Origin of the sequence: Bradyrhizobium sp. PRIMUS42, assembly GCF_023006515.1 — a bacterium.
Lineage (GTDB): Bacteria > Pseudomonadota > Alphaproteobacteria > Rhizobiales > Xanthobacteraceae > Bradyrhizobium.
The window spans coordinates 1-17,963 of sequence record NZ_JALBGZ010000051.1 but is presented as its reverse complement, the minus strand read 5'-3'; the positions used below and the strand labels follow the sequence as shown (position 1 = coordinate 17,963).

Annotated in this window: 15 protein-coding genes and 2 pseudogenes; 3 read left to right on the top strand and 14 right to left on the bottom strand. The window is 62.6% G+C overall.

All coding sequences use genetic code 11. The features are described from left to right. The 4 genes from MOV75_RS07535 to MOV75_RS07520 all read right to left on the bottom strand — a co-directional run. A partial coding sequence (locus MOV75_RS07535; protein ID WP_247005302.1) for a DUF3300 domain-containing protein occupies positions 1–992 on the bottom strand: 992 nt, incomplete at its 3' end. Further along, positions 886–1,593 (bottom strand): DUF2092 domain-containing protein, encoded by a 708-nt coding sequence (locus tag MOV75_RS07530; RefSeq protein WP_247005301.1) that lies wholly within the window; start codon positions 1,591–1,593, stop codon positions 886–888. The genes MOV75_RS07530 and MOV75_RS07535, both read right to left, overlap by 107 nt. Positions 1,594–1,769: 176 nt before the next feature. Next, positions 1,770–3,002: an HlyD family secretion protein gene (locus MOV75_RS07525; protein WP_246916298.1), complete on the bottom strand. Its 1,233-nt coding sequence runs from the start codon at positions 3,000–3,002 to the stop codon at positions 1,770–1,772. Next, entirely contained in the window at positions 2,995–3,438 is a 444-nt protein-coding gene (locus MOV75_RS07520; RefSeq protein ID WP_246916492.1) for a hypothetical protein, read from the bottom strand. Before MOV75_RS07520 ends, MOV75_RS07525 begins: the two co-directional genes overlap by 8 nt. Positions 3,439–3,615: 177 nt before the next feature. Between MOV75_RS07520 and MOV75_RS07515 the strand changes: the two genes are divergently transcribed. Together MOV75_RS07515 and ppk2 are read left to right on the top strand one after the other, a co-directional pair. Further along, complete coding sequence (locus tag MOV75_RS07515; RefSeq protein ID WP_246916299.1) at positions 3,616–4,071, top strand: hypothetical protein; 456 nt, start codon at positions 3,616–3,618, stop codon at positions 4,069–4,071. Positions 4,072–4,097: 26 nt separating this feature from the next. Further along, on the top strand, positions 4,098–4,898 hold the full coding sequence (gene ppk2, locus MOV75_RS07510; RefSeq protein ID WP_246916300.1) for a polyphosphate kinase 2: 801 nt from the start codon (positions 4,098–4,100) through the stop codon (positions 4,896–4,898). Between the two features lie 164 nt (positions 4,899–5,062). Here ppk2 and MOV75_RS07505 read toward each other — a convergent pair whose 3' ends face one another. The 5 genes from MOV75_RS07505 to MOV75_RS07485 form a co-directional block, all read right to left on the bottom strand. Beyond that, entirely contained in the window at positions 5,063–5,497 is a 435-nt protein-coding gene (locus MOV75_RS07505; RefSeq protein WP_246916301.1) for a hypothetical protein, read from the bottom strand. Between the two features lie 20 nt (positions 5,498–5,517). Next, on the bottom strand, positions 5,518–7,218 hold the full coding sequence (locus MOV75_RS07500; protein WP_246916302.1) for an aspartate:alanine exchanger family transporter: 1,701 nt from the start codon (positions 7,216–7,218) through the stop codon (positions 5,518–5,520). Between the two features lie 18 nt (positions 7,219–7,236). Next, positions 7,237–9,990 carry a decarboxylase gene (locus MOV75_RS07495; RefSeq protein ID WP_246916303.1) on the bottom strand — a complete coding sequence of 918 codons (2,754 nt, stop codon included), beginning with the start codon at positions 9,988–9,990 and terminating at the stop codon, positions 7,237–7,239. A 137-nt stretch (positions 9,991–10,127) separates the two neighbouring features. Then, the gene (locus MOV75_RS07490) at positions 10,128–11,813 is read right to left on the bottom strand and encodes a SulP family inorganic anion transporter (protein WP_247005300.1); all 1,686 of its coding nucleotides are present in this window, start codon (positions 11,811–11,813) and stop codon (positions 10,128–10,130) included. Continuing rightward, positions 11,810–12,490 (bottom strand): YoaK family protein, encoded by a 681-nt coding sequence (locus MOV75_RS07485; RefSeq protein ID WP_246916306.1) that lies wholly within the window; start codon positions 12,488–12,490, stop codon positions 11,810–11,812. The genes MOV75_RS07490 and MOV75_RS07485 overlap by 4 nt, the downstream gene beginning before the upstream one ends. 132 nt (positions 12,491–12,622) lie before the next feature. Between MOV75_RS07485 and MOV75_RS07480 the strand changes: the two are divergent. Continuing rightward, positions 12,623–13,753 (top strand): annotated as a pseudogene (locus tag MOV75_RS07480) (transporter); the annotation flags it as partial. Positions 13,754–13,757: 4 nt separating this feature from the next. Here MOV75_RS07480 and MOV75_RS07475 read toward each other — a convergent pair. The 5 genes and pseudogenes from MOV75_RS07475 to MOV75_RS07455 all read right to left on the bottom strand — a co-directional run. Continuing rightward, a pseudogene (locus tag MOV75_RS07475) lies at positions 13,758–13,865 on the bottom strand (NAD(P)/FAD-dependent oxidoreductase); the annotation flags it as partial. A gap of 84 nt (positions 13,866–13,949) precedes the next feature. Continuing rightward, on the bottom strand, positions 13,950–14,867 hold the full coding sequence (locus MOV75_RS07470) for an SDR family NAD(P)-dependent oxidoreductase (RefSeq protein ID WP_246924550.1): 918 nt from the start codon (positions 14,865–14,867) through the stop codon (positions 13,950–13,952). Between the two features lie 214 nt (positions 14,868–15,081). Further along, a complete protein-coding gene (locus MOV75_RS07465; RefSeq protein ID WP_246924547.1) occupies positions 15,082–15,561 on the bottom strand; it encodes a MaoC family dehydratase in 480 nt (159 codons plus the stop codon). After that, positions 15,562–17,277 carry an AMP-binding protein gene (locus tag MOV75_RS07460; protein ID WP_247005299.1) on the bottom strand — a complete coding sequence of 572 codons (1,716 nt, stop codon included), beginning with the start codon at positions 17,275–17,277 and terminating at the stop codon, positions 15,562–15,564. A 127-nt stretch (positions 17,278–17,404) separates the two neighbouring features. Next, positions 17,405–17,963: NAD-binding protein (locus MOV75_RS07455; protein ID WP_247005298.1), on the bottom strand; the 559-nt coding region annotated here is incomplete at its 5' end.

Genomic DNA, 17,963 nt, shown 5'->3' with positions numbered 1-17,963 from the left:
CGATCTCCGGCTCGGTCACCAGCGCGATCACCCGGGCCACCACGATCACCAGCACCGTCGCCCGCGCGATCACGCGCTCCTTGATCCGGCCGCAGCACCTGGTTGCCGTCGCGGCCGCGGAAATCCATCCGGTCCGCCGCGCCAGTCTTTAGATTGTTGTTACCGAACCGCTGCTGAACATTGGCGTTGTTGTAGCGTACGCCCTGACGGTGCGCCGCATTGTGCTGCCAGCCGGTGTTAATGTTGGTGTTGCGATGGTTGACGTAGACGTTGCGGTTGCCCCAGTTGCAGCCGCCGCCCCAGTAATTGCCCCAACGTCCGATAGCCCAGGCGGTGCCAAACGCAAGACCAGCCGCGACAACGCCTGCCCCGATATAAGAGGGATAGCCGAAATAGTAGGGCGGGTATTCCGCGTAAGGCCATGCCCCGTAAACAGCGGCCGGCTCGTAATATGGCACGTACATTGTCCCGGGCTCGGCCGGTTCGATGACGACCACCTGCTTGTCCTCTTGCGTCTTGACGCTGACCTTCTGCTGCTTGGTCGTAACGAGCTTCTTGTTGTCATAGGCCTTGGTGCGCAATCGCTGGATCGCATCCATCACATCTGCCTGCTGGGCAAGAAAGGCGTCCCCGAGATTCTTGGTCCAGTCGAGCTTGTCGCTCATCATGGTCAGCACCTCTGCGGTGCTCGCCAGCGCCTTGACGCTGTCATCCCATGCCTGCTTCTCGACCTCGATCCTGAGCGCCTCGCCCTTCAGCGACTTGCGCTCCTTCAGCCAGCGATCGGCCTGCACGACCTCCAGGGGATAGGTCGAGGCCGCTAGCAGATTTGCCAACAATTCGTCGGGATAGAGTGCGACCGGTGCGACCAGCGCTTCGAGCTGCTCAGGCTTCAGGAGTTCGGCGCTCGGCGACGGCTGGCTCCCCGGCTGTACTTGAGCCGCTGCAGATGCAGCATTGTCTGCCGTCTGCGCCGAGGCGACGACCGGCATAGCGGTCAATAGCGCAAGCATCACCAGAGCTTTCGCACAACCACGCATCACAATCCTCCATCGAATTCGCGATTAGCAGGATCGGTCCGCGACTGGATCGTTCTTTGACAAAGATCAAAGGAAGTTCGCTCCGCAGAGGCTGGCTCAATCGTCCTGCTGCAACGCGAAAGTCGATCGCAGGATCGGAGCTTGACCGTGAACACGGCTCCAGAGAAGGACCAGTTGAAGATGAATCGGGTCCCGAACATAAAGTTCGCTCGCCGCGGGAGCTGGCTTGCATCGTCGCGATCATCTGGTCCACCGTGCCCGGCGCCTCCGCCTGAATATAGGACTTGGCATCGTTGCCGTAGAGCGAGACGGCCTTACCGTCATAGATCAATTCGATATTGGCATAGCCGCCGGTGCGCCTGACGCGGAGCTTGTCGGGCCGACTCAATTTGAGCTGACCCGAGCTCGCAAACTGGATCTTCTGCAGCTCCGGCGTAATGACCTCGATGTCGCTGTCGAAGGCCGCGGACAGTGTGTTCTGTGCGCCGAGATAGTCGGTCGTGGATTTCAGGAACTTGGCTGGATCGTCAGCGGGCCGAAGCGGTCGCGGCAACCATCACCGCTGCTGCGGCAATCGCCGAGGTGACGCGGCATTTTGCGCGAAGGAAGTCCTTCTTCTTCATGATGATACTCCCGTTATGGAAGCGCATTCGGGACGCACCGGTCCATGCATTGTTGATTTGAATCAAGAAGAGCGTTGGCGGCAATTTTCCGTTGCGTGTAACCGTATCAGTGCCCGCTCAGAACCAGCGTCTTGATGGGAAGCAGCAGCGCCTGGATGCGCAGGAGCAAGGCGTGTACGAGGCCGACGCCATCGACGACATGCAGCGCGATCTTGCGGCCAGTACTGGTGCCCTTGGCGGATATTTCTTCGTGGTTGCTGGTGTAGGCATTGACGATGCAACTGCTGCCCGGCGTGACGCCGTCCAGCCCTTCCTTGTAGAGCGGCTCCAGGAACACAAGGATCGTGCCGGGACGCACGATGTTTTGCGGATCGATCAATTGCTCGCCCGCGCGGAACTGCCCGGCGGCGATATAGTCCTGCACTGTCGTGACAACCATCGGAATGATCACCCAAGGCCTGGAGATGCAGGTCGCCTCCGCCACCATGCCTTCCTTCATCACCTGGGCCTCAATCTGACCGAAGCCTGCCTGCAGAGACTTCCGGCCAGCTCCCTCGGGAACCAGCACACCGGCGGGCCGCATCAACTGGTTGACGACGTCGCCTGTGCGGATCAGGAACTGTTCGACGCGTCCGTCAATACCGGCTCGGATAAAGGTTTTGTCGAGATCGACCTGGGCTTGGGCGAGAGCAGCCTCTGCGCTCGCCTTCTGCGCGGGAATCAAGGTCGATACTTGCAGCGTCTCCGATTCCTTTGCGGCTTTCGCCGCGTCCACTCCGGCCTGGCGCTGATCGACCAGAACCTGGAGCTTCTCGATATCACGCTGCGGCACGATACCGGGATTGCGGCGCTGAAGGTCAGCCTTTGTATCGAGTTCGTCCTTGGCTTGCTGGTAACCCGCCTTTGCCTCCTGGATTTGGGCTTCGGCCTTGATCACATCGGATTGCGCCGCCGTCATTGATGCATCGACCTCGGCAACCTTGCGCTTTGCCGTCTCGAGAGCAGCCTGCTGCTTGGAACTATCGAGCGTGAACAGCACGTCGCCCTGCTTCACCGGCGCGCTGAACCCAACCTTGACCTCGGCCACCCGTCCCGATCCCTCAGGCAGGATCGGCACAGTGCGAAAATAGAGCGCTGCCGAGGTGGTGGACGGATGGAAGTAGAAGATCATGGTGATCAGCGAGACCGTGAGCATCAGGCAACCCGTGATGCCCCATCGCAGCTCATACCAGACCGAGAAGAAGGTGATCTCCTTGCCGAAACGTTTGCCCTGGACATACCGGCGATAGAGATAATCTGGCAGTATCGTGAGGAGAGAGCAGAACATGAGCTCAAACATGGCTGCGCTCCTTCTCCTTCATGACGCGGGATTTTTCTTCCGGCGGCGAGCCGCCCTGATCATATGGACGCGGCGTTCCGTCCTCGGGCATCGGCGATTTCGGCTCTGTCGGCTGCCCGTCAGCGATCCTCTCGACGGAGTCGGCGATGCTGCGCATTGGCGTACCGAAATCGGGAAGATCAATAAGTGCGAGCAACAGGCCAGCCACCCAGAAGACATGCATATGGGTAAAGAGCGAAATCAGACCGAGCACGGCGACAAATTCGAATTGCAGCTTCTGCGACTTGTGCGCCATCCGCTCCGGCAGGCTGTGTAATTTCCAATAGAGCGTGCCGACCCAGAACACGACGCCGATCAGGAAGATGCCCATCACCACCATCAGCGTATCCACGCCACTTCCCGGCGCGAGATAGAACGGCAGATGATGCGGAGCCATCGGATGAAGTTGCTCGCTCAACGTTCTCTCCCCATCTGACGCACGTCCGCGTGATTTTCGAACGCAGTGTCGGCAGCGGACTGCGGAATTGCTTGATCTGGATCAACGGCCTGAAAACGACGCCACCTAGCGTCGCCTAAAAGCTGAAGCAAAGCAACCAAGCAGGAGCCGTCTGTCATGCCCGGCATCGATGATCTCATTCCCAGTGCCACGCAGATCCGAAAGGAAGCGGCCCTCAAGGAGGCCGAGAAAGCGGACGAATATGTCCGTCTTGCCGCCGCCGCCGAAGCAGAGAAGCGGGCCCTGATCGATCGACTGACCAAGCCGTCGGGCAAGACCGAGGACGAGAAGATCAAGCTCGCTTCGACCATTATCCAGCGTGCGGTGCGAAATGGATTGACCGAGGTTCAGGTCTATCGTTTCCCCAACACACTGTGCACGGACAAGGGTCGCGCCATCAATCAGCAGGAAAAGGGCTGGGAGAGCACCCTGACCGGCATCCCGAAGGAAATCTTCCAGCTCTGGACCGACTATCTGAAGCCGCGCGGCTATCGCATTGCCTATCAGATCATCGACTTCCCGGGCGGCATGCCGGGGGATATCGGCGTGACCATCTCCTGGGGCGATGACTAGCGAGGAAGGCAGTCAAGGGAACGGACATGGCCAAGGACGACTCCTCTGAGCGGATGAAGCGCAAGGATTACGAGAAGGAGCTGGAAAAACTCCAGGTCGAGCTGTGTCACCTCCAGGATTATGTGAGGCAGAACAAGCTCCGTGTCATCGTCCTGTTCGAAGGTCGCGACGCGGCCGGCAAAGGCGGCACAATCAAGGCGATAACCGAGAAGGTCAGTCCGCGCGTATTTCGCGTCGTGGCATTGCCGGCACCTTCGGACCGCGAGAAGACGCAGCTCTTCTTCCAACGCTACATGGAGCAGTTTCCCGCCGGCGGCGAGATCGTGATCTTCGACCGAAGCTGGTACAACCGCGCCGGCGTCGAATACGTGATGGGCTTCTGCACGCCCGCCGAACACGATCGCTTCCTGTCGCTGTGTCCGCAAATGGAGAAATACGTCATCGACGGCGGCATCATCCTGATCAAGATCTGGCTGGAGGTCGGGATGGACGAGCAGGAACGCCGTTTCAAGGCGCGCATCGACGACCCGGTCCGGCAATGGAAGCTGAGCCCGATGGACCTGGAATCCTATCGGCGCTGGTATGATTATTCGCGAGCCCGCGACCTGATGCTCCGGAAAACGAGCACGAAAGACGCGCCGTGGTATATCATCCGCTCCGACGACAAGCGCCGGGCGCGGCTGAACTGCATCGCGCATCTCCTGAAGTCCATCCCGCACAAGCGCATCAAGAAGGACAGGATCAGACTGCCGAAGCGGTCCGACAAGGGGCGCTACAACGACCAGGCGGGCTTGCGCGGGCTGAACTTCGTCGCTGAGCAATATTGACGATCTGGCCGCGCAATGACGCGGACCGATCGCATGACGCAGTCCTGCCGACGGACCTCTAGTCGGCCCGTCAGCAGCGCATGATATCAATACGGATACTGAGACTGCGGCACTTCAGTCTTCGCGTCGAGCCGCGCGTTGGGCGGTCCGACTGTGCTCCGGGTCTATTTCAAACGGATGGTCACACCGCCCACCGCCGCAGATACTTCCGCTCCGATCCTTGGACCGGTGAGCTGAAGGATGACGCCATTGCCATTCTGGAGCTGAACGGCACCGGCGCCTGCGGCAACCGCACCGCCCGCTCCGCCCACCGCATAGGAACCCTCGATCGACGCCGGCCCCCTCAGATTGAGCGCGCGGCCCACGAACTTTGTGGTCGACGCCCCAATGGTGAAACCGACACTCATCCCGGAGACAGTGAAGGGATACTTCTTGCCCCTGAGGAGCAGAACACCCTCACCGCCACCGATGCCGACAATGAAGCCGCCCTTGGTGAAGACGACGGCGACCTCGCCGGTCTCGGCACGCGATGGCGTGCTGAAACCTGCGGTGGCTGCAAGCGACCCAATCAGAGCGGCGCCGATGGCAAGCTTTCTCATGACTCTTTTCCCCCTTGTGATCATTGCGCCAAAATCATTGCGAAATAGCCGAAAATGGTGAGCAGAATCCCCGAGACGGCGTAGGCGACCGGGAATCCGATCCAGGGTACCGAGCTTTGGATTTCGACCGCAGCCTCGCGGCAAGGGCCAGAATGAGACCGCGCTCCGGCAACGCCGCCCATCAGCACGGCAGGATTGATCTTGAAGACGTGGAAGCCGATCGCCCAGACGATGAACGGGGGGATCGTGCAGGCAATGAAGCCCACGATGAAGATCTTCAAGGCGAGCGCGCCGGTGAGCTGAGCCAGAAGTCCCGCGCCGGCATTGACGCCGACGATGGCGACGAAGACAACGAGACCGAGATCCTCAAGTACGTTTCGCGCCGCATTCGGCGTGTTGCCGAAGAAGCGCAAACGCGACACGATCGAGGATACGATCACGCCCGATAGCAGCAGGCCACCGGCGTTGCCGAGTCCGACCTTGGCGCCGAACGCCGGAAACTCGATCATCCCGATCAGGAATCCGATGATCATGCCGACGGACAGTGTCAGCAGATCGGTCGACGTGTTGGTCCGCGCAATGCGGCCCCACACCTCACCGAGCTCGTTGACCGCGGATTTCAGGCCGACCACGGAGACTATGTCCATGCGTTCCAGCTTGGTTTTCAGACCGGCAGGAATCTGAACGCCACCGCGCTCGACCTTGGTAACCTGCAACTGACCGGCAATTGCAGTGTCGCGGAAGGATTCGAAGGTACGTCCCACCATCTCCTTGTTGGTAATGAGGATGTCCGCCTGGTCCATGGGAATGCCGAGCGTCTTGGCATCCGCCACCTCCGGCCCGATCAGGCCCATCTTGTCGGCGAGGTGCTCGGTCGAGCCGCCGAGGGCGACGATATCGCCCTTCTGCATCACGAGGTCGGGATCCGCGCCTTGCGCCTCGCCGTTCCGCCCCACATTGACGATCCGGTACTCGGGATTCATCGTGCGAAACTTTGCGATACTCATTCCGACCGTCGCCGGGTTCTCCAGCCGGTAGGCCCGCAGGCCGAATTGCCGATAGCCGGTCAGGGCGCCACCTTCGAGATCCTTGACGCCGAACTCCTGCTCATACCGCTTCGCGGCGGCCTTGGCGTCGACGCCCCACCAGCGCGGCAGATATTTGCAGATCAGGATGATGCCGACCGTGCCCCAGATGTAGGTGATGCCGTAAGAGAGCGCGATCATGCCCGATGCTTCCTCGGGCTTCATGCCCGCGGGCAGCTTCACGACACCCGATGTGACGGCCTGCTCGGCCGAACCGATTGCCGCCGACATGGTCTGCGACCCCGCCAGCATGCCGCCGGCAGCACCGGGCGGCAATGCGAAGAGCTTCGCCCCAAGCACGACCAATGTCAGGCCAAGAACGCTCGATACAACTGCGAGGAACAGGAACTTGACGCCGTCGCCTCGCAAGCTGTTGACGAAGGACGGACCGACGCGCAAACCGACCCCGTACATAAAGAGATAGTAGAACAGGCTCTTGACGAAGTTGTTCAGCTCCAGCTTCACGCCATAGCTGGATGCCCAAACCGAAAGGCCCGCTCCCACCACGATGGCGCCGGCGACCATACCGAGACCATAACCCTTGATGCTGGCCCGACCGATATAGACGGCGAGACCGACGACGAAGAACAGCAGCAGATATGGATATTGCTGCAAGAACTGGAAAAAAGACTGCATTTTGGTCCCCTCCAAGCCTTAAGATGCGGCCTTGAGCTTCGGCTGCGTGCCGGGCTTCGGCTTGCCGAGTTTCGCCAAGGCCTCCGTGCGTACGAGCTTCAAGCCTTCCTTGGCGTCGTAGCCGTGAATTTCCTTCACATCGAGCTTGCGCATGAAGTCGATGGTCTCCTGGGTGATGACCTGGCCGGGCACCATGATCGGGAAGCCCGGCGGATACGGGATCACGAAATTGGCGGAGACCAGTTCGGGACCGGCCTTCAGCCGCCGGTCGATCTCGGGATCGCTGAGGCGGAGATGCTCGCAACCTGCGACGTCATAGGCAGCGTAGAAGCCGGTGCGGATGTCGCCTTCGTTGGTCTTGGCGCCTGCGTCGCCGCGGAAGCTCGGGTGGAAATGCGAGAAGTTCGGCAGATCAGGCACGTCCTTCATCAGGCTCGTGACCCGTGCCTCGAAGGTCTTCCTGGCATTGGCGCCGCCCTGGGCCAGGCCGCGGTCGATCTCGCCCGCGACCTCGGCGAGGACGCGAATGAGATGTGCAACGTCGCTGCGGGTGTTGTTGATGTTGGACTGGACCAGGACCGAGTTGCGCGAGGTCTTGTTGACCTGGATGTTATACTCGTTGGCGAGAATGCCCTTGAACTGCGTGCCGTCATAGCCGGCCATGCCGCACACCAGCGTCATGCGGGTCGGGTCGAGGCAGAACTCGTCGTCGTCCAGGCTCTTGAGCGTATTCGCCCAGTTGACGCCTGGGGCGAGAAAGTCAGTGAACCCACTCTGGCGGTATTGTGCCGGCACCATGGCGTCGGCACCGAGGATGCGGAAGTATTTCGAGATCAGCGGATTGTTGTTAACCGCCTGGCGGATCGCGAACGCGATTTCGATCGCATTGGCGACGAGGCCATAGCCCTCCAGCTCCATCTGCCGCCGCGAGATGTCGAGGCTGGCGATCAGCTGCTGGTTCGGGCTGGTCGAGGCATGGGTAAACACCGCTTCCTTGAACTGCTGTTCCACCGTGTGGAATTCGACGTCCTTGACCGAAAGCATCGAGCCCTGGCGGATCGCCGACATCGACTTGTGGGTCGAGTTGGTCTGGTAAACGCGCAGGCGGATTTGCCTCGGGTCGGGGATGAGCCGGGTCTTGAGCAGCACCTCGTCGGATGGATTTTTGCCGAGCTCGGTCTGCTGCTTCTCATAGGCCGCGACCGACTTCGGATCGCGCATCCACGCCTCGATCTCGTTGGCGGCGCCGAGACCGGTGCGGCGGCGCAGGAACGGCGAGAAGCGCGCGAAGCCGAACCAGGCTTCGTCCCAGAGGAAGATCAGGTCCGGCTTGATCGCGAGACATTCCTCCATTACCCGGCGGGTGTTGTAGATGTGACCGTCGAACGTGCAGTTGGTCAGGTCGAGCAGTTTGACGCGGTCGAGCCGGCCGTCGGCCTTGGCCCCGAGCAGCGCCTGCTTGATCGTCTTCAGCGGCACCGCGCCATACATCGAATATTCCGTCATCGGGAACGCTTCGACATAGAGCGGTTGCGCTCCGGCCAGCACCATTCCGTAGTGATGCGACTTGTGGCAGTTGCGATCGACGATTGCGATGTCGCCGGGCGCGAGCAGCGCCTGCACCGCCATCTTGTTCGACGTCGAGGTGCCGTTGGTGACAAAGAAGACCCGGTCGGCGCCGAGCGCCCTCGCCGCCTTCTCTTGCGCCTTCTTGATGTTGCCGGTCGGCTCGAGCATGCTGTCGAGGCCACCGGTGGTGGCGCTGCTCTCGGCGAGGAACAGGTTCGGGCCATAGAATTCGCCCATGTCGCGGATCCAGTCGGACTTGAAGATGGATTTGCCGCGAGCGATCGGCAGCGCGTGGAACGTGCCGATCGGGCGCTGGGCGTACTTCTTCAGATTGTCGAAGAACGGCGTGTCGTAGCGATCCTGGATACCTTCGAGGATCGACAGGTGCAGCTCCAGAAGTTCTTCGACGGAATAGAAGATGCGCCGAACCACGTCCGCCTCGGAATTGCCGGCGAGCTCTTCCACGTCGCGATTCGAGATCATGTAGAGATCGAGCTCGGGCCTGACGTGCTTGATGATCTGGGCGAGGCGCAGCGCCGACCCGTCGGTTTCGTCGTTCAGACCGGCTGTGGCCATGATCGAACGCAGCACCGGCGCGTTATGCCGCGAACGCAGGCCAAAACCTTCGTTGATGATGACTGCTCCGATGTTCGGATTGAGCATCGTGGCGCAGAAAGCATCCTCCAGGCTGCCGACGATGACAGGTTCATAGACGAAGGCGTCGACCGGACGCCGCAGCTTGCGCCATTCGGCGGCGAGAGCCGGCCACTGGGTGGGTGACACACCGGTCACGATCAGGGTCTCGAAATAGGGCCGGCGCGCCGCGTGCGCGCCGAAGCTCGGCGGCACCAGTTCGGGGGCATCGCCATTGCCATCATCCTTGGCGCTCCAGTCGCCAGCATGCTGGCGGAAGGACCGCGTGGCCAGCGCCTGGGCAATCCTCGTCGCAAGGGCGAACGAGGTCGCTCCGTCGCCGGCGGCGGCAGCTTCCCGCAGCGCCGCCATCAATTGCAGACCGGGATAGCCGTGAAATTCCTCGATGATGCAGAGATCGGCCAGCGCCGCATCGTAAGCCGCGCGATTACCCATCCGCGCCCAAGTCTTGGCAGCCTCCACGAGATCACGCCAGTCGTCCGCCCGTGCCCCCGGCCCCGAAAAGAACTGGTCGATGCGCTTTTGCGCGAGTTTGGTGTCCTTGGACATGCGTCTCTCCCGATCCCTTGGAGCAAAGGTGATGCGGGATCGTGAGTACGGTGGCGGTCGCTCCATTGATCCAAGTCAACGGTCGTGCGCATTCTGATTAGCCCTGACGAGACCGTTGGCAGCGCAGCGCGACAGCGTCAGGCCCGCCTGACATCGCCCAAGACGCTGTCGAGCGAGCGTAGCCACTGGCCGCTGTCGGTCTTTTCCGCGAGCCCTTCGGCCCGTAGCAGGTCGCGGAGCTGCGCATGCGCGCCGACGATACAGAACGTGACCTCACGCACGGCGAGTTCGTCGTACAGATCGTGCAGCATGCGCGCGCCAGCGAGATCGATATAGGGCGATGCCGAAAGATCGCAGGCCACCAACCGAATGTCCGGCGATCGCCGGAGCTCGATCAGGACTGCCTCGAGGATCGTTCCGACATTGATATAGAGCAGTGAAGCCTCCGGGCGGAACGCGAGGATACCGGCCAGGGGCTCGACGTCTTCGTGCCGCGCGCTGTCGGAATAGCGGCCGCTACCCGGCAGCCGGCCCAGGAATGCCACATTGGGCCGCGAGGCCCGTGCCAGCAACAGGAAGATCGATGCGATCGATGCCAGCAGGACGCCTTGCAGGATCCCCAGTAGCAACACAGAGACGAGCGCGATCGATGCGGCACAGAAGTCGATGCGGCTGACCTGCCACATCCGTAGCAGCGCGCGGATATCCACGAGCTTGTACACCGCGGCAAAGACAATGGCCGCGAGCACCGCCTTGGGCAGGTTGGTCAAGAGCCCGGTGAAGAACAGGAGGCACAGCCCCAGCGTCACCGAGCAGATCACCAGCGCCAGCGGCGTTCGTGCGCCGGCGCTGTCGTTCACTGCGGATTGCGACAGGCCGCCGGCGACGGGGTAGCCATGGCCAAAGGCGGCCGCAAGATTCGCGGCCCCCAACCCCAAAAACTCCTGCCTGACGTCGAGAGGATAGCCGTGCTTCGCTGCAAAGCTGCGGGCAGCCGAAACGCCTTCGATATAGGCCAGCAGCACACATCCGGCGGCGAGCGGGAACAGATCGTCGAACTCCAGCAGCCCGAATGTGGGCATCCCCAGTACCGGCAGCCCCTCGGGTATCTTCCCTGTGACGGGCACACCGAGCGCCGGAAGGCCCAGCAGCGAAGCGGCCAGGATTGCCAGCGCCACGATGGTGATTCCGACCGGCTTGCCCGGCAGCAGCCGCTCTCCGAGCAGGAGCAACAACACGGCAAACGTGCCGATCGCAAGCACAAGCGGAGCGATATCGCCGAGCTGCCCCATCAGCTTGACGGTGCGGTCGAAGAAATTATGGCCGCCGCCGGCAACCCCGAGCAGGCTCGGCAACTGGCTCATGATGATGGTGAGCCCCGCACCGGCCTTGAAGCCGACCAGAATACTGTCGCTGACGAGGCAGACGAGCACACTCAGCTTGAACAGCCAGGCAATGAAGCACAGCACTGCCACGGCAAAGGCAGCAAGGCTCGCGATCTGCGCATAGCGCACCGCATCGCCGCCGGCGAGTGCGCCGACGGAGCCCGCAATCATCAGGGAAATCGCTGAGGTTGGACCGATCGCGAGCTGCCGCGATGATCCAAGCAAGGCATAGCCGATGCCTCCGAGCATGTAGCCGTAGACTCCGACCTGTGGCGGCAGGCCTGCCAGCGCAGCATAGGCGAGCGAAACCGGGATGGCGTAGGCGGCCAGCGTGATGCCGGCGACGGCGTCGGAGGGAAGCCATTCGCGCCGATAGGCGGCAAGCCAGCCGAACGGCGGAAAGAACCGCGTCCAACCGAGGTCACCTGGCGCGTTCACGACGCCACCTCGCGGGGCGTCGCCTCGCATCGCAGCAATACGCCGAGCAATGCAACCACGGGAATGCCGAGCGCGAGATCGGGGATGCTTTTGGTGGCTAAGGCGCCGACCGCCGCGCCAAAGCCAAACACGGCGCACAAGGCGGCGAAGATGCCTGAGCGGCGCAGTGTTCCGACCGCCGCGTTGCCAGATGTTACTGCAAACACATTCTCGACCGCCTGGCGCATATTGCCCGTGATCATCACGGTGCTGCAAACGACGCCTTCGACCTTGGTGAAGATGGCGGTCTGCATCGCGGCGACGAGCGAAATACCGAGCGTACCTGCAAGATCAGGCATCCGGTTGTGCACAATGCCGATTGAAGCCAACAACAGGATCTCGATCAAGATGCTGACCGCGCCAGCTCGTTCGCCGGTGGCGCGACGGAGCCATGCCGCGATGACGATGCCTACTGCGAAGGCGAAGATCGGCGGCACGAAGTGAAGCGCCTTCGCCCAATTCCCGGCGGTCGCGTAGCCCCAGAGAAATATCAGATTGGCGGTCTGGGCGTTCGCCAATACGCCATGGATGATCCAGGTATAGGCGTCGATATAGCCGCCGGCAAAGGCCAGCAGCAGCACCACCTCGACGGTCTCCTCGCGGCGCACCACGCCGGCTGCGACGTCCAGGGTGCTCATGTCAGCAATGACTGCTGTCGCAATAGCTGCATGAATTCATAGCGGCATCCCGTCGCCAACCGGGCTTGATCTGGATCAAGCAATCGCTCCGCGCCGCAAATCATATCAGGCCAAAGCGCCGGGGATTGCCACATGGACACCGTCAGGTGGATCATCACCACCGCTCCGGAGATATTCCTGCTGCTGGCGGTCGCCATCGGCACGATCCTCGGCCGCATTAGGGTTCGCGGCTTCTCGATAGGGACCACCGCCTGTATCCTGGTCGTCGCGGTGCTGATGGGGCAGCTCGGAACGTTCACGTTTCCGTCGCTCTTGCGCGTCATCCTGTTCAGCCTGTTCGTGTTCACGATCGGCTATCGGTCGGGACCGGAATTCTTCGCTTCCTTGAGCTTCCGCACCCTCGCCCAGGTCGCCCTGGCGCTGGTGCTGGGGAGCACGGGTCTCGCGGTCGTCTTGTTGTTCGCGCACGGCTTCCGGCTCGATCCTGGCACCGCCTCCGGAATCGCGGCCGGAGCACTGACGCAATCCTCGGTCATCGGCACCGCGTCGGGCGCCCTGGCCCAGCTCGGCCTGCCCAAGGATGTGCTCAGTCAGCAGGAGGCGAACATCGCGGCGGGTTATGCCGTCACCTATGTCCTCGGCTATATCCTGACACTACTGTTCGTCCCCTTCGTCGCCCCCAAGCTGATGGGGATCGATCTGAAGGTGGAGGCCAAGAAGCTCGAGGCAGAGCTTGCCGGCGGCGATCCGCCCAAAAGCGAAAATCTCTCCTACCGCAAGTTCCAAGCGCGCGCCTACCGCGTGACCACAGCCGCCGGCCGCACCGTCCGGTCGATCGAGGAAGAGATCGGAAGTCGCACGGTCGTCGAGCGCATCGTCCGCAGGCGCGCGGACATCGAACCGCATCTCGAAACTGTGCTCGAAGCCGGCGACGACATCGTCCTCGCCGGTCGCACTGCTGCCATTGTCGCGGCGAAGCCGATCATCGGCACCGAGATCGATGCCGACGAGATCCTGAAGACGATGCCGGGCAACGTGCTCGAGGTGCTCGTGGACAATCGCCATCTCCACGGCCGCTCAATCCAGGAGATCGCCTCCCGCGTCGGCACCGACGCTCGGGGTGTCTTTCTACGCGACCTCACCCGTATGGGCCGAGCGGTGCCTTTGAGCGCGGACACGCGGATCTATGTCGGCGACGTCATGACCCTGGTCGGCGGTACGCGCAACATCGAGCGTGCCGCAACGGCCATTGGCCAGATCCTAGCATCGCGTCATAGACGGTGACGTGGGCGCCGCTTTGCGCCAGCACATCGGCCGCCATCAGCCCGGCCGGGCCGGCGCCGATGATTGCGACGTGATTGTCGGATGAGGTCATGGCAGGAGTTTAGAGCCAGATTCTCGCGCCAGAAACAGTGTCATTCCGGGCTCGCGCTGCGCGCGCCCCGGAATGACGGCGCGGCTAGAGCTTGATCCCCGCCCGCGCCGCGGCCTGCGCGACATATTTCTGCGTCTGCTCGAACGCCCCCGTGAGCGCCTTGGCCTTCGACATGTCGCTGATCTCAGCGAAATGCGCGGCGACCGCGTCCGGCGTCCATTCGGACTCCGGCAGATTGATGCCTTCGCTCTCCACGATCTTGATCACGGCGAAAGAGCCGGCGCCGGCACCCATGATAGTACGGGTCGGGGCGTCCTCGCTCAGCATGTACTCGACCGCCGGCGTGATCGCGTTCGGCTTCATCAGCTGCAGCGCCTGCGGCGGCAGCAGCTCTTCCGTCATGCGGGTTGCCGCCGTCGGCGAGATGATGTTGACGCGGATGTCGGTCTTGCGGCCTTCCTCGGCGAGCACGTTCATCAGGCCGACCATTCCCGACTTCGCCGCGCCGTAATTGGCCTGGCCGAAATTGCCGTAGAGGCCGGAGGACGACGTCGTCAGCACGATGCGGCCGTAATTGCGGTCGCGCATGCCGGCCCAGGCCGCCTTGCAGCAATAGAAGGTGCCGACGAGATGCACGTCGAGCACCTTCTGGAAATCGGCGGCCTCCATCTTGCCGAACGATTTGTCGCGCAGGATGCCGGCATTGGCGCACAAGAGATCGACGCTGCCCCACTCCTTGGTGGCGCGCTCGACCATGGCGGTGACCTGCTCGAAGTTCGAGACGTCCGCGCCATCGGCCATCGCGGTGCCGCCCGCTTTGCGGATCTCCTCGACCACGGCCTCCGCGGGTGACAGCGAGCCGCCGCTGCCGTCACGCGCGCCGCCGAAATCGTTGACCACGACCTTGGCGCCGCGGCTGGCCAATCCCAGCGCATGCGCTTTGCCGAGACCATTGCCCGCGCCGGTGACGATGGCGACGCGTCCGTCGAACCTGATTGCCATGGGTAAAGGTCTCTGTTCTTCCCTTCCCCCTTGCGGGAGAAGGTGGCGCGAAGCGCCGGATGAGGGGTCTCTCTCGGCAGACGCGCTTGCGGAGAGAGACCCCTCACCCGCCTCGCGTTCCGCGAGGCACCCTCTCCACAAGGGGACAGGGTAAAACCGCGCGTTTGACGGCTTTTTGAGCAGCGAAGCCCCGCCGGGTCAAGCCCGGTCCACGTTACGCGAAATAGATCAAACCGAGCCAATCCGCGATCAGCGCCGGTTTGTCCTCGCCTTCGATCTCCACGGTCACGTTGGTACGGGACTGCAACTCATTCGGCTTGCGCAGCTTGGCCTCCGCCAGCACGAAACGGCCACGGACGCGCTTGCCCGAGCGCACCGGCGAGATGAAGCGCAGCTTGTCGAAACCGTAGTTGACGCCCATCGTGGTGCCCGCAAGGGCCGGCATCACTTCATAGGACATCACAGGCAACATCGACATCGTCAGGAAGCCGTGCGCGATGGTGGTACCAAACGCGGTTTCCTTCTTCGCGCGCTCGGGATCGACGTGGATGAACTGGCGATCCTCGGTCACGTCGGCGTAGGTGTCGATGCGGGGCTGGTCGAGCAGATGCCAGGACGACACGCCGATCTCCTTGCCGACCATGGCCTGATAAGCTTCGAGCGTGATCGGCGGCGACTTCCAGATTTGGTTCACTTAGGTCTCACTCCGTGTTTTCGGCAGCTCGGGAAAATCCTCCTCGCGGAATTCCCGGCCGCGCAGCGGATCGTTGCGATCATTGTCGCGTTCGAGCCGTCGTAGCTGGACCCGGCGGATTTTGCCAGAGATCGTCTTCGGCAGTTCGGTGACGATTTCGAGGCGGCGGATCCGCTTGAACGGCGCGAGGCGGGCGTGCAGATGCTTGAAGATCGACAGCGCCGTCTCCGGCGAGCGCTCTGCACCCGACGTCAGCAGCACGAACGCCTTGGGGATGGCAAGGCGGATCGGGTCCGGGCTCGGCACGACCGCGGCTTCCGCGACGAGCTCGTGCTCGAGCAGGACGCTCTCGAGTTCGAACGGACTGATGCGGTAATCCGACGATTTGAACACGTCGTCGGAGCGGCCGACGAAGGTGAGATAGCCCTCGTCGTCTTCGAACACGACATCGCCACTGCGATAGAGCTCACCCTCGGCGCCAGACAGCTTGCCGTCCTCGCCCTGATAACCCTGCATTAGACCGGCCGGGCGCTCACTGCCGAGCACCAGCGTGACCTCCCCTTCCCTGGCGGAATGGCCGTCGGCGTCACTGATCTGCACGCGATAGCCCGGCAACGGCCGACCCATCGAGCCGATTTTGATCTTCTGGCCCGGCGAGTTGCCGGCCAGTGCGGTGGTTTCGGTCTGGCCATATCCGTCGCGGATGGTCAGGCCCCAGGCCGCCCGCACCTGATCGATCACTTCAGGGTTCAGCGGCTCGCCCGCGCCGCAGACCTCGCGCAAGGCCACCTTGAACGATGCGAGATTCTCCTGGATGAACAGCCGCCACACTGTCGGCGGCGCGCACAGCGTGGTGACGCCGCAGCGGCCGATGGTGGCAAGCAGGCCCTTGGCGTCGAAGCGCGGCTGGTTGACCACGAACACGGTGGCGCCGGCATTCCACGGTGCAAAGAAGCAGCTCCAGGCGTGCTTGGCCCAGCCTGGCGATGAAATGTTGAGATGGACGTCGCCGGGCTTCAGCCCGATCCAATACATGGTCGAAAGATGCCCGACGGGATAGCTGCGCTGACTGTGCCGGACGAGCTTTGGTTTTGCCGTGGTCCCCGAGGTAAAATAAAGCAGCATCGGGTCGTCGGCGTTGGTCGGACCGTCGGCGCTAAAACGCTCCGAAGCCGTCGCCGCCTCATCGTAGGAAAGCCATCCGTCGGAGGCGGCGCCGACCACGATGCGAACGACGTTCTCCGCGCCAAGGCTTGCGAACTTCGCGACCTGATCCTGCGCGGCGACCACCGCCTTCGCCTTGCCGCGATCGAGCCGGTCGCGCAGCTCGTCCGCGGTGAGCAGCGTGGTCGCAGGGATCACGACGACGCCGAGCTTCATCGCCGCCAGCATCGTCTCCCACAGCGGAACCACATTGCCGAGCAGCAGCAGGAGATGATCGCCGCGCCTCAGGCCCTGCGCGCGGAGGAAGTTGGCAATTTGGTTGGAGCGCTTCGAGAGCGCTGCGAAAGAAAGCTTTGTCTGCTTGTCCTGCGCGGCATCGACAATCCAGAGCGCGGGGCGGTCCTTGGCGTCGGCATCCTTCGCAAGCTCGTCGAACCAGTCGAGCGCCCAGTTGAAGGGAACCGGATCGGGCCAGCGGAAATCCCTAACCGCCGTCTCGTAATCCGTGCGGTGCTTTAGCAGAAACGCGCGCGCGTCCTGAAATGTCGTCATGATCCGGGCCCGTCGAATTGATTGTCGAACGTAGCCCGGATGGAGCGAAGCGCAATCCGGGGCCGGTCGCGCAAACGAGGGAACAGTCCCGGATTTCGCTTCGCTCCATCCGGGCTACGAAGCCCCGCTATCGTCCAGCGAGGCTGCGAACGTGCTTGATAATTCCGGAAAAATCCACCCCACCCTGACCGGCTGCGTCGAAAGACTGATAAATCTCCTGCGCATGCTTGCCGAGCGGCGTCGCAGCGCCGGCAGCCTTCGCGGCGTCCTGCGCCAGCGTCAGATCCTTCACCATCAGCGCCGAGGCAAAGCCCGGCTTGTAGTCGTTGTTCGCCGGCGAGGTCGGCACCGGGCCCGGCACCGGGCAATAGGTCGTCAGCGACCAGCACTGGCCCGACGAGGTCGAGGCGACGTCGAACAGTGCCTGATGCGAAAGACCGAGCTTCTCGCCAAGCGCAAACGCTTCGCTGACCGCGATCATGGAGATGCCGAGGATCATGTTGTTGCAGATCTTGGCCGCCTGGCCCGCGCCGGCGCCGCCGCAATGCACGATCTTCTTGCCCATGTTCTCCAGCACCGCCTTGGCCGCGGCAAATGCCTTCTCCTCGCCGCCGCACATGAAGGTGAGCGTCGCGCCCTTGGCGCCGCCGGTGCCGCCGGAGACCGGTGCGTCGACCGAGAGCACG

Bases quoted from the DNA above. Each gene is read 5' to 3' on its own strand.
- MOV75_RS07525 (WP_246916298.1), bottom strand. From the start codon at position 3,002: ATGTTTGAGCTCATGTTCTGCTCTCTCCTCACGATACTGCCAGATTAT.
- MOV75_RS07520 (WP_246916492.1), bottom strand. From the start codon at position 3,438: ATGGCTCCGCATCATCTGCCGTTCTATCTCGCGCCGGGAAGTGGCGTG.
- MOV75_RS07515 (WP_246916299.1), top strand. From the start codon at position 3,616: ATGCCCGGCATCGATGATCTCATTCCCAGTGCCACGCAGATCCGAAAG.
- ppk2 (WP_246916300.1), top strand. From the start codon at position 4,098: ATGGCCAAGGACGACTCCTCTGAGCGGATGAAGCGCAAGGATTACGAG.
- MOV75_RS07505 (WP_246916301.1), bottom strand. From the start codon at position 5,497: ATGAGAAAGCTTGCCATCGGCGCCGCTCTGATTGGGTCGCTTGCAGCC.
- MOV75_RS07500 (WP_246916302.1), bottom strand. From the start codon at position 7,218: ATGCAGTCTTTTTTCCAGTTCTTGCAGCAATATCCATATCTGCTGCTG.
- MOV75_RS07495 (WP_246916303.1), bottom strand. From the start codon at position 9,990: ATGTCCAAGGACACCAAACTCGCGCAAAAGCGCATCGACCAGTTCTTT.
- MOV75_RS07485 (WP_246916306.1), bottom strand. From the start codon at position 12,490: ATGAGCACCCTGGACGTCGCAGCCGGCGTGGTGCGCCGCGAGGAGACC.
- MOV75_RS07470 (WP_246924550.1), bottom strand. From the start codon at position 14,867: ATGGCAATCAGGTTCGACGGACGCGTCGCCATCGTCACCGGCGCGGGC.
- MOV75_RS07460 (WP_247005299.1), bottom strand. From the start codon at position 17,277: ATGACGACATTTCAGGACGCGCGCGCGTTTCTGCTAAAGCACCGCACG.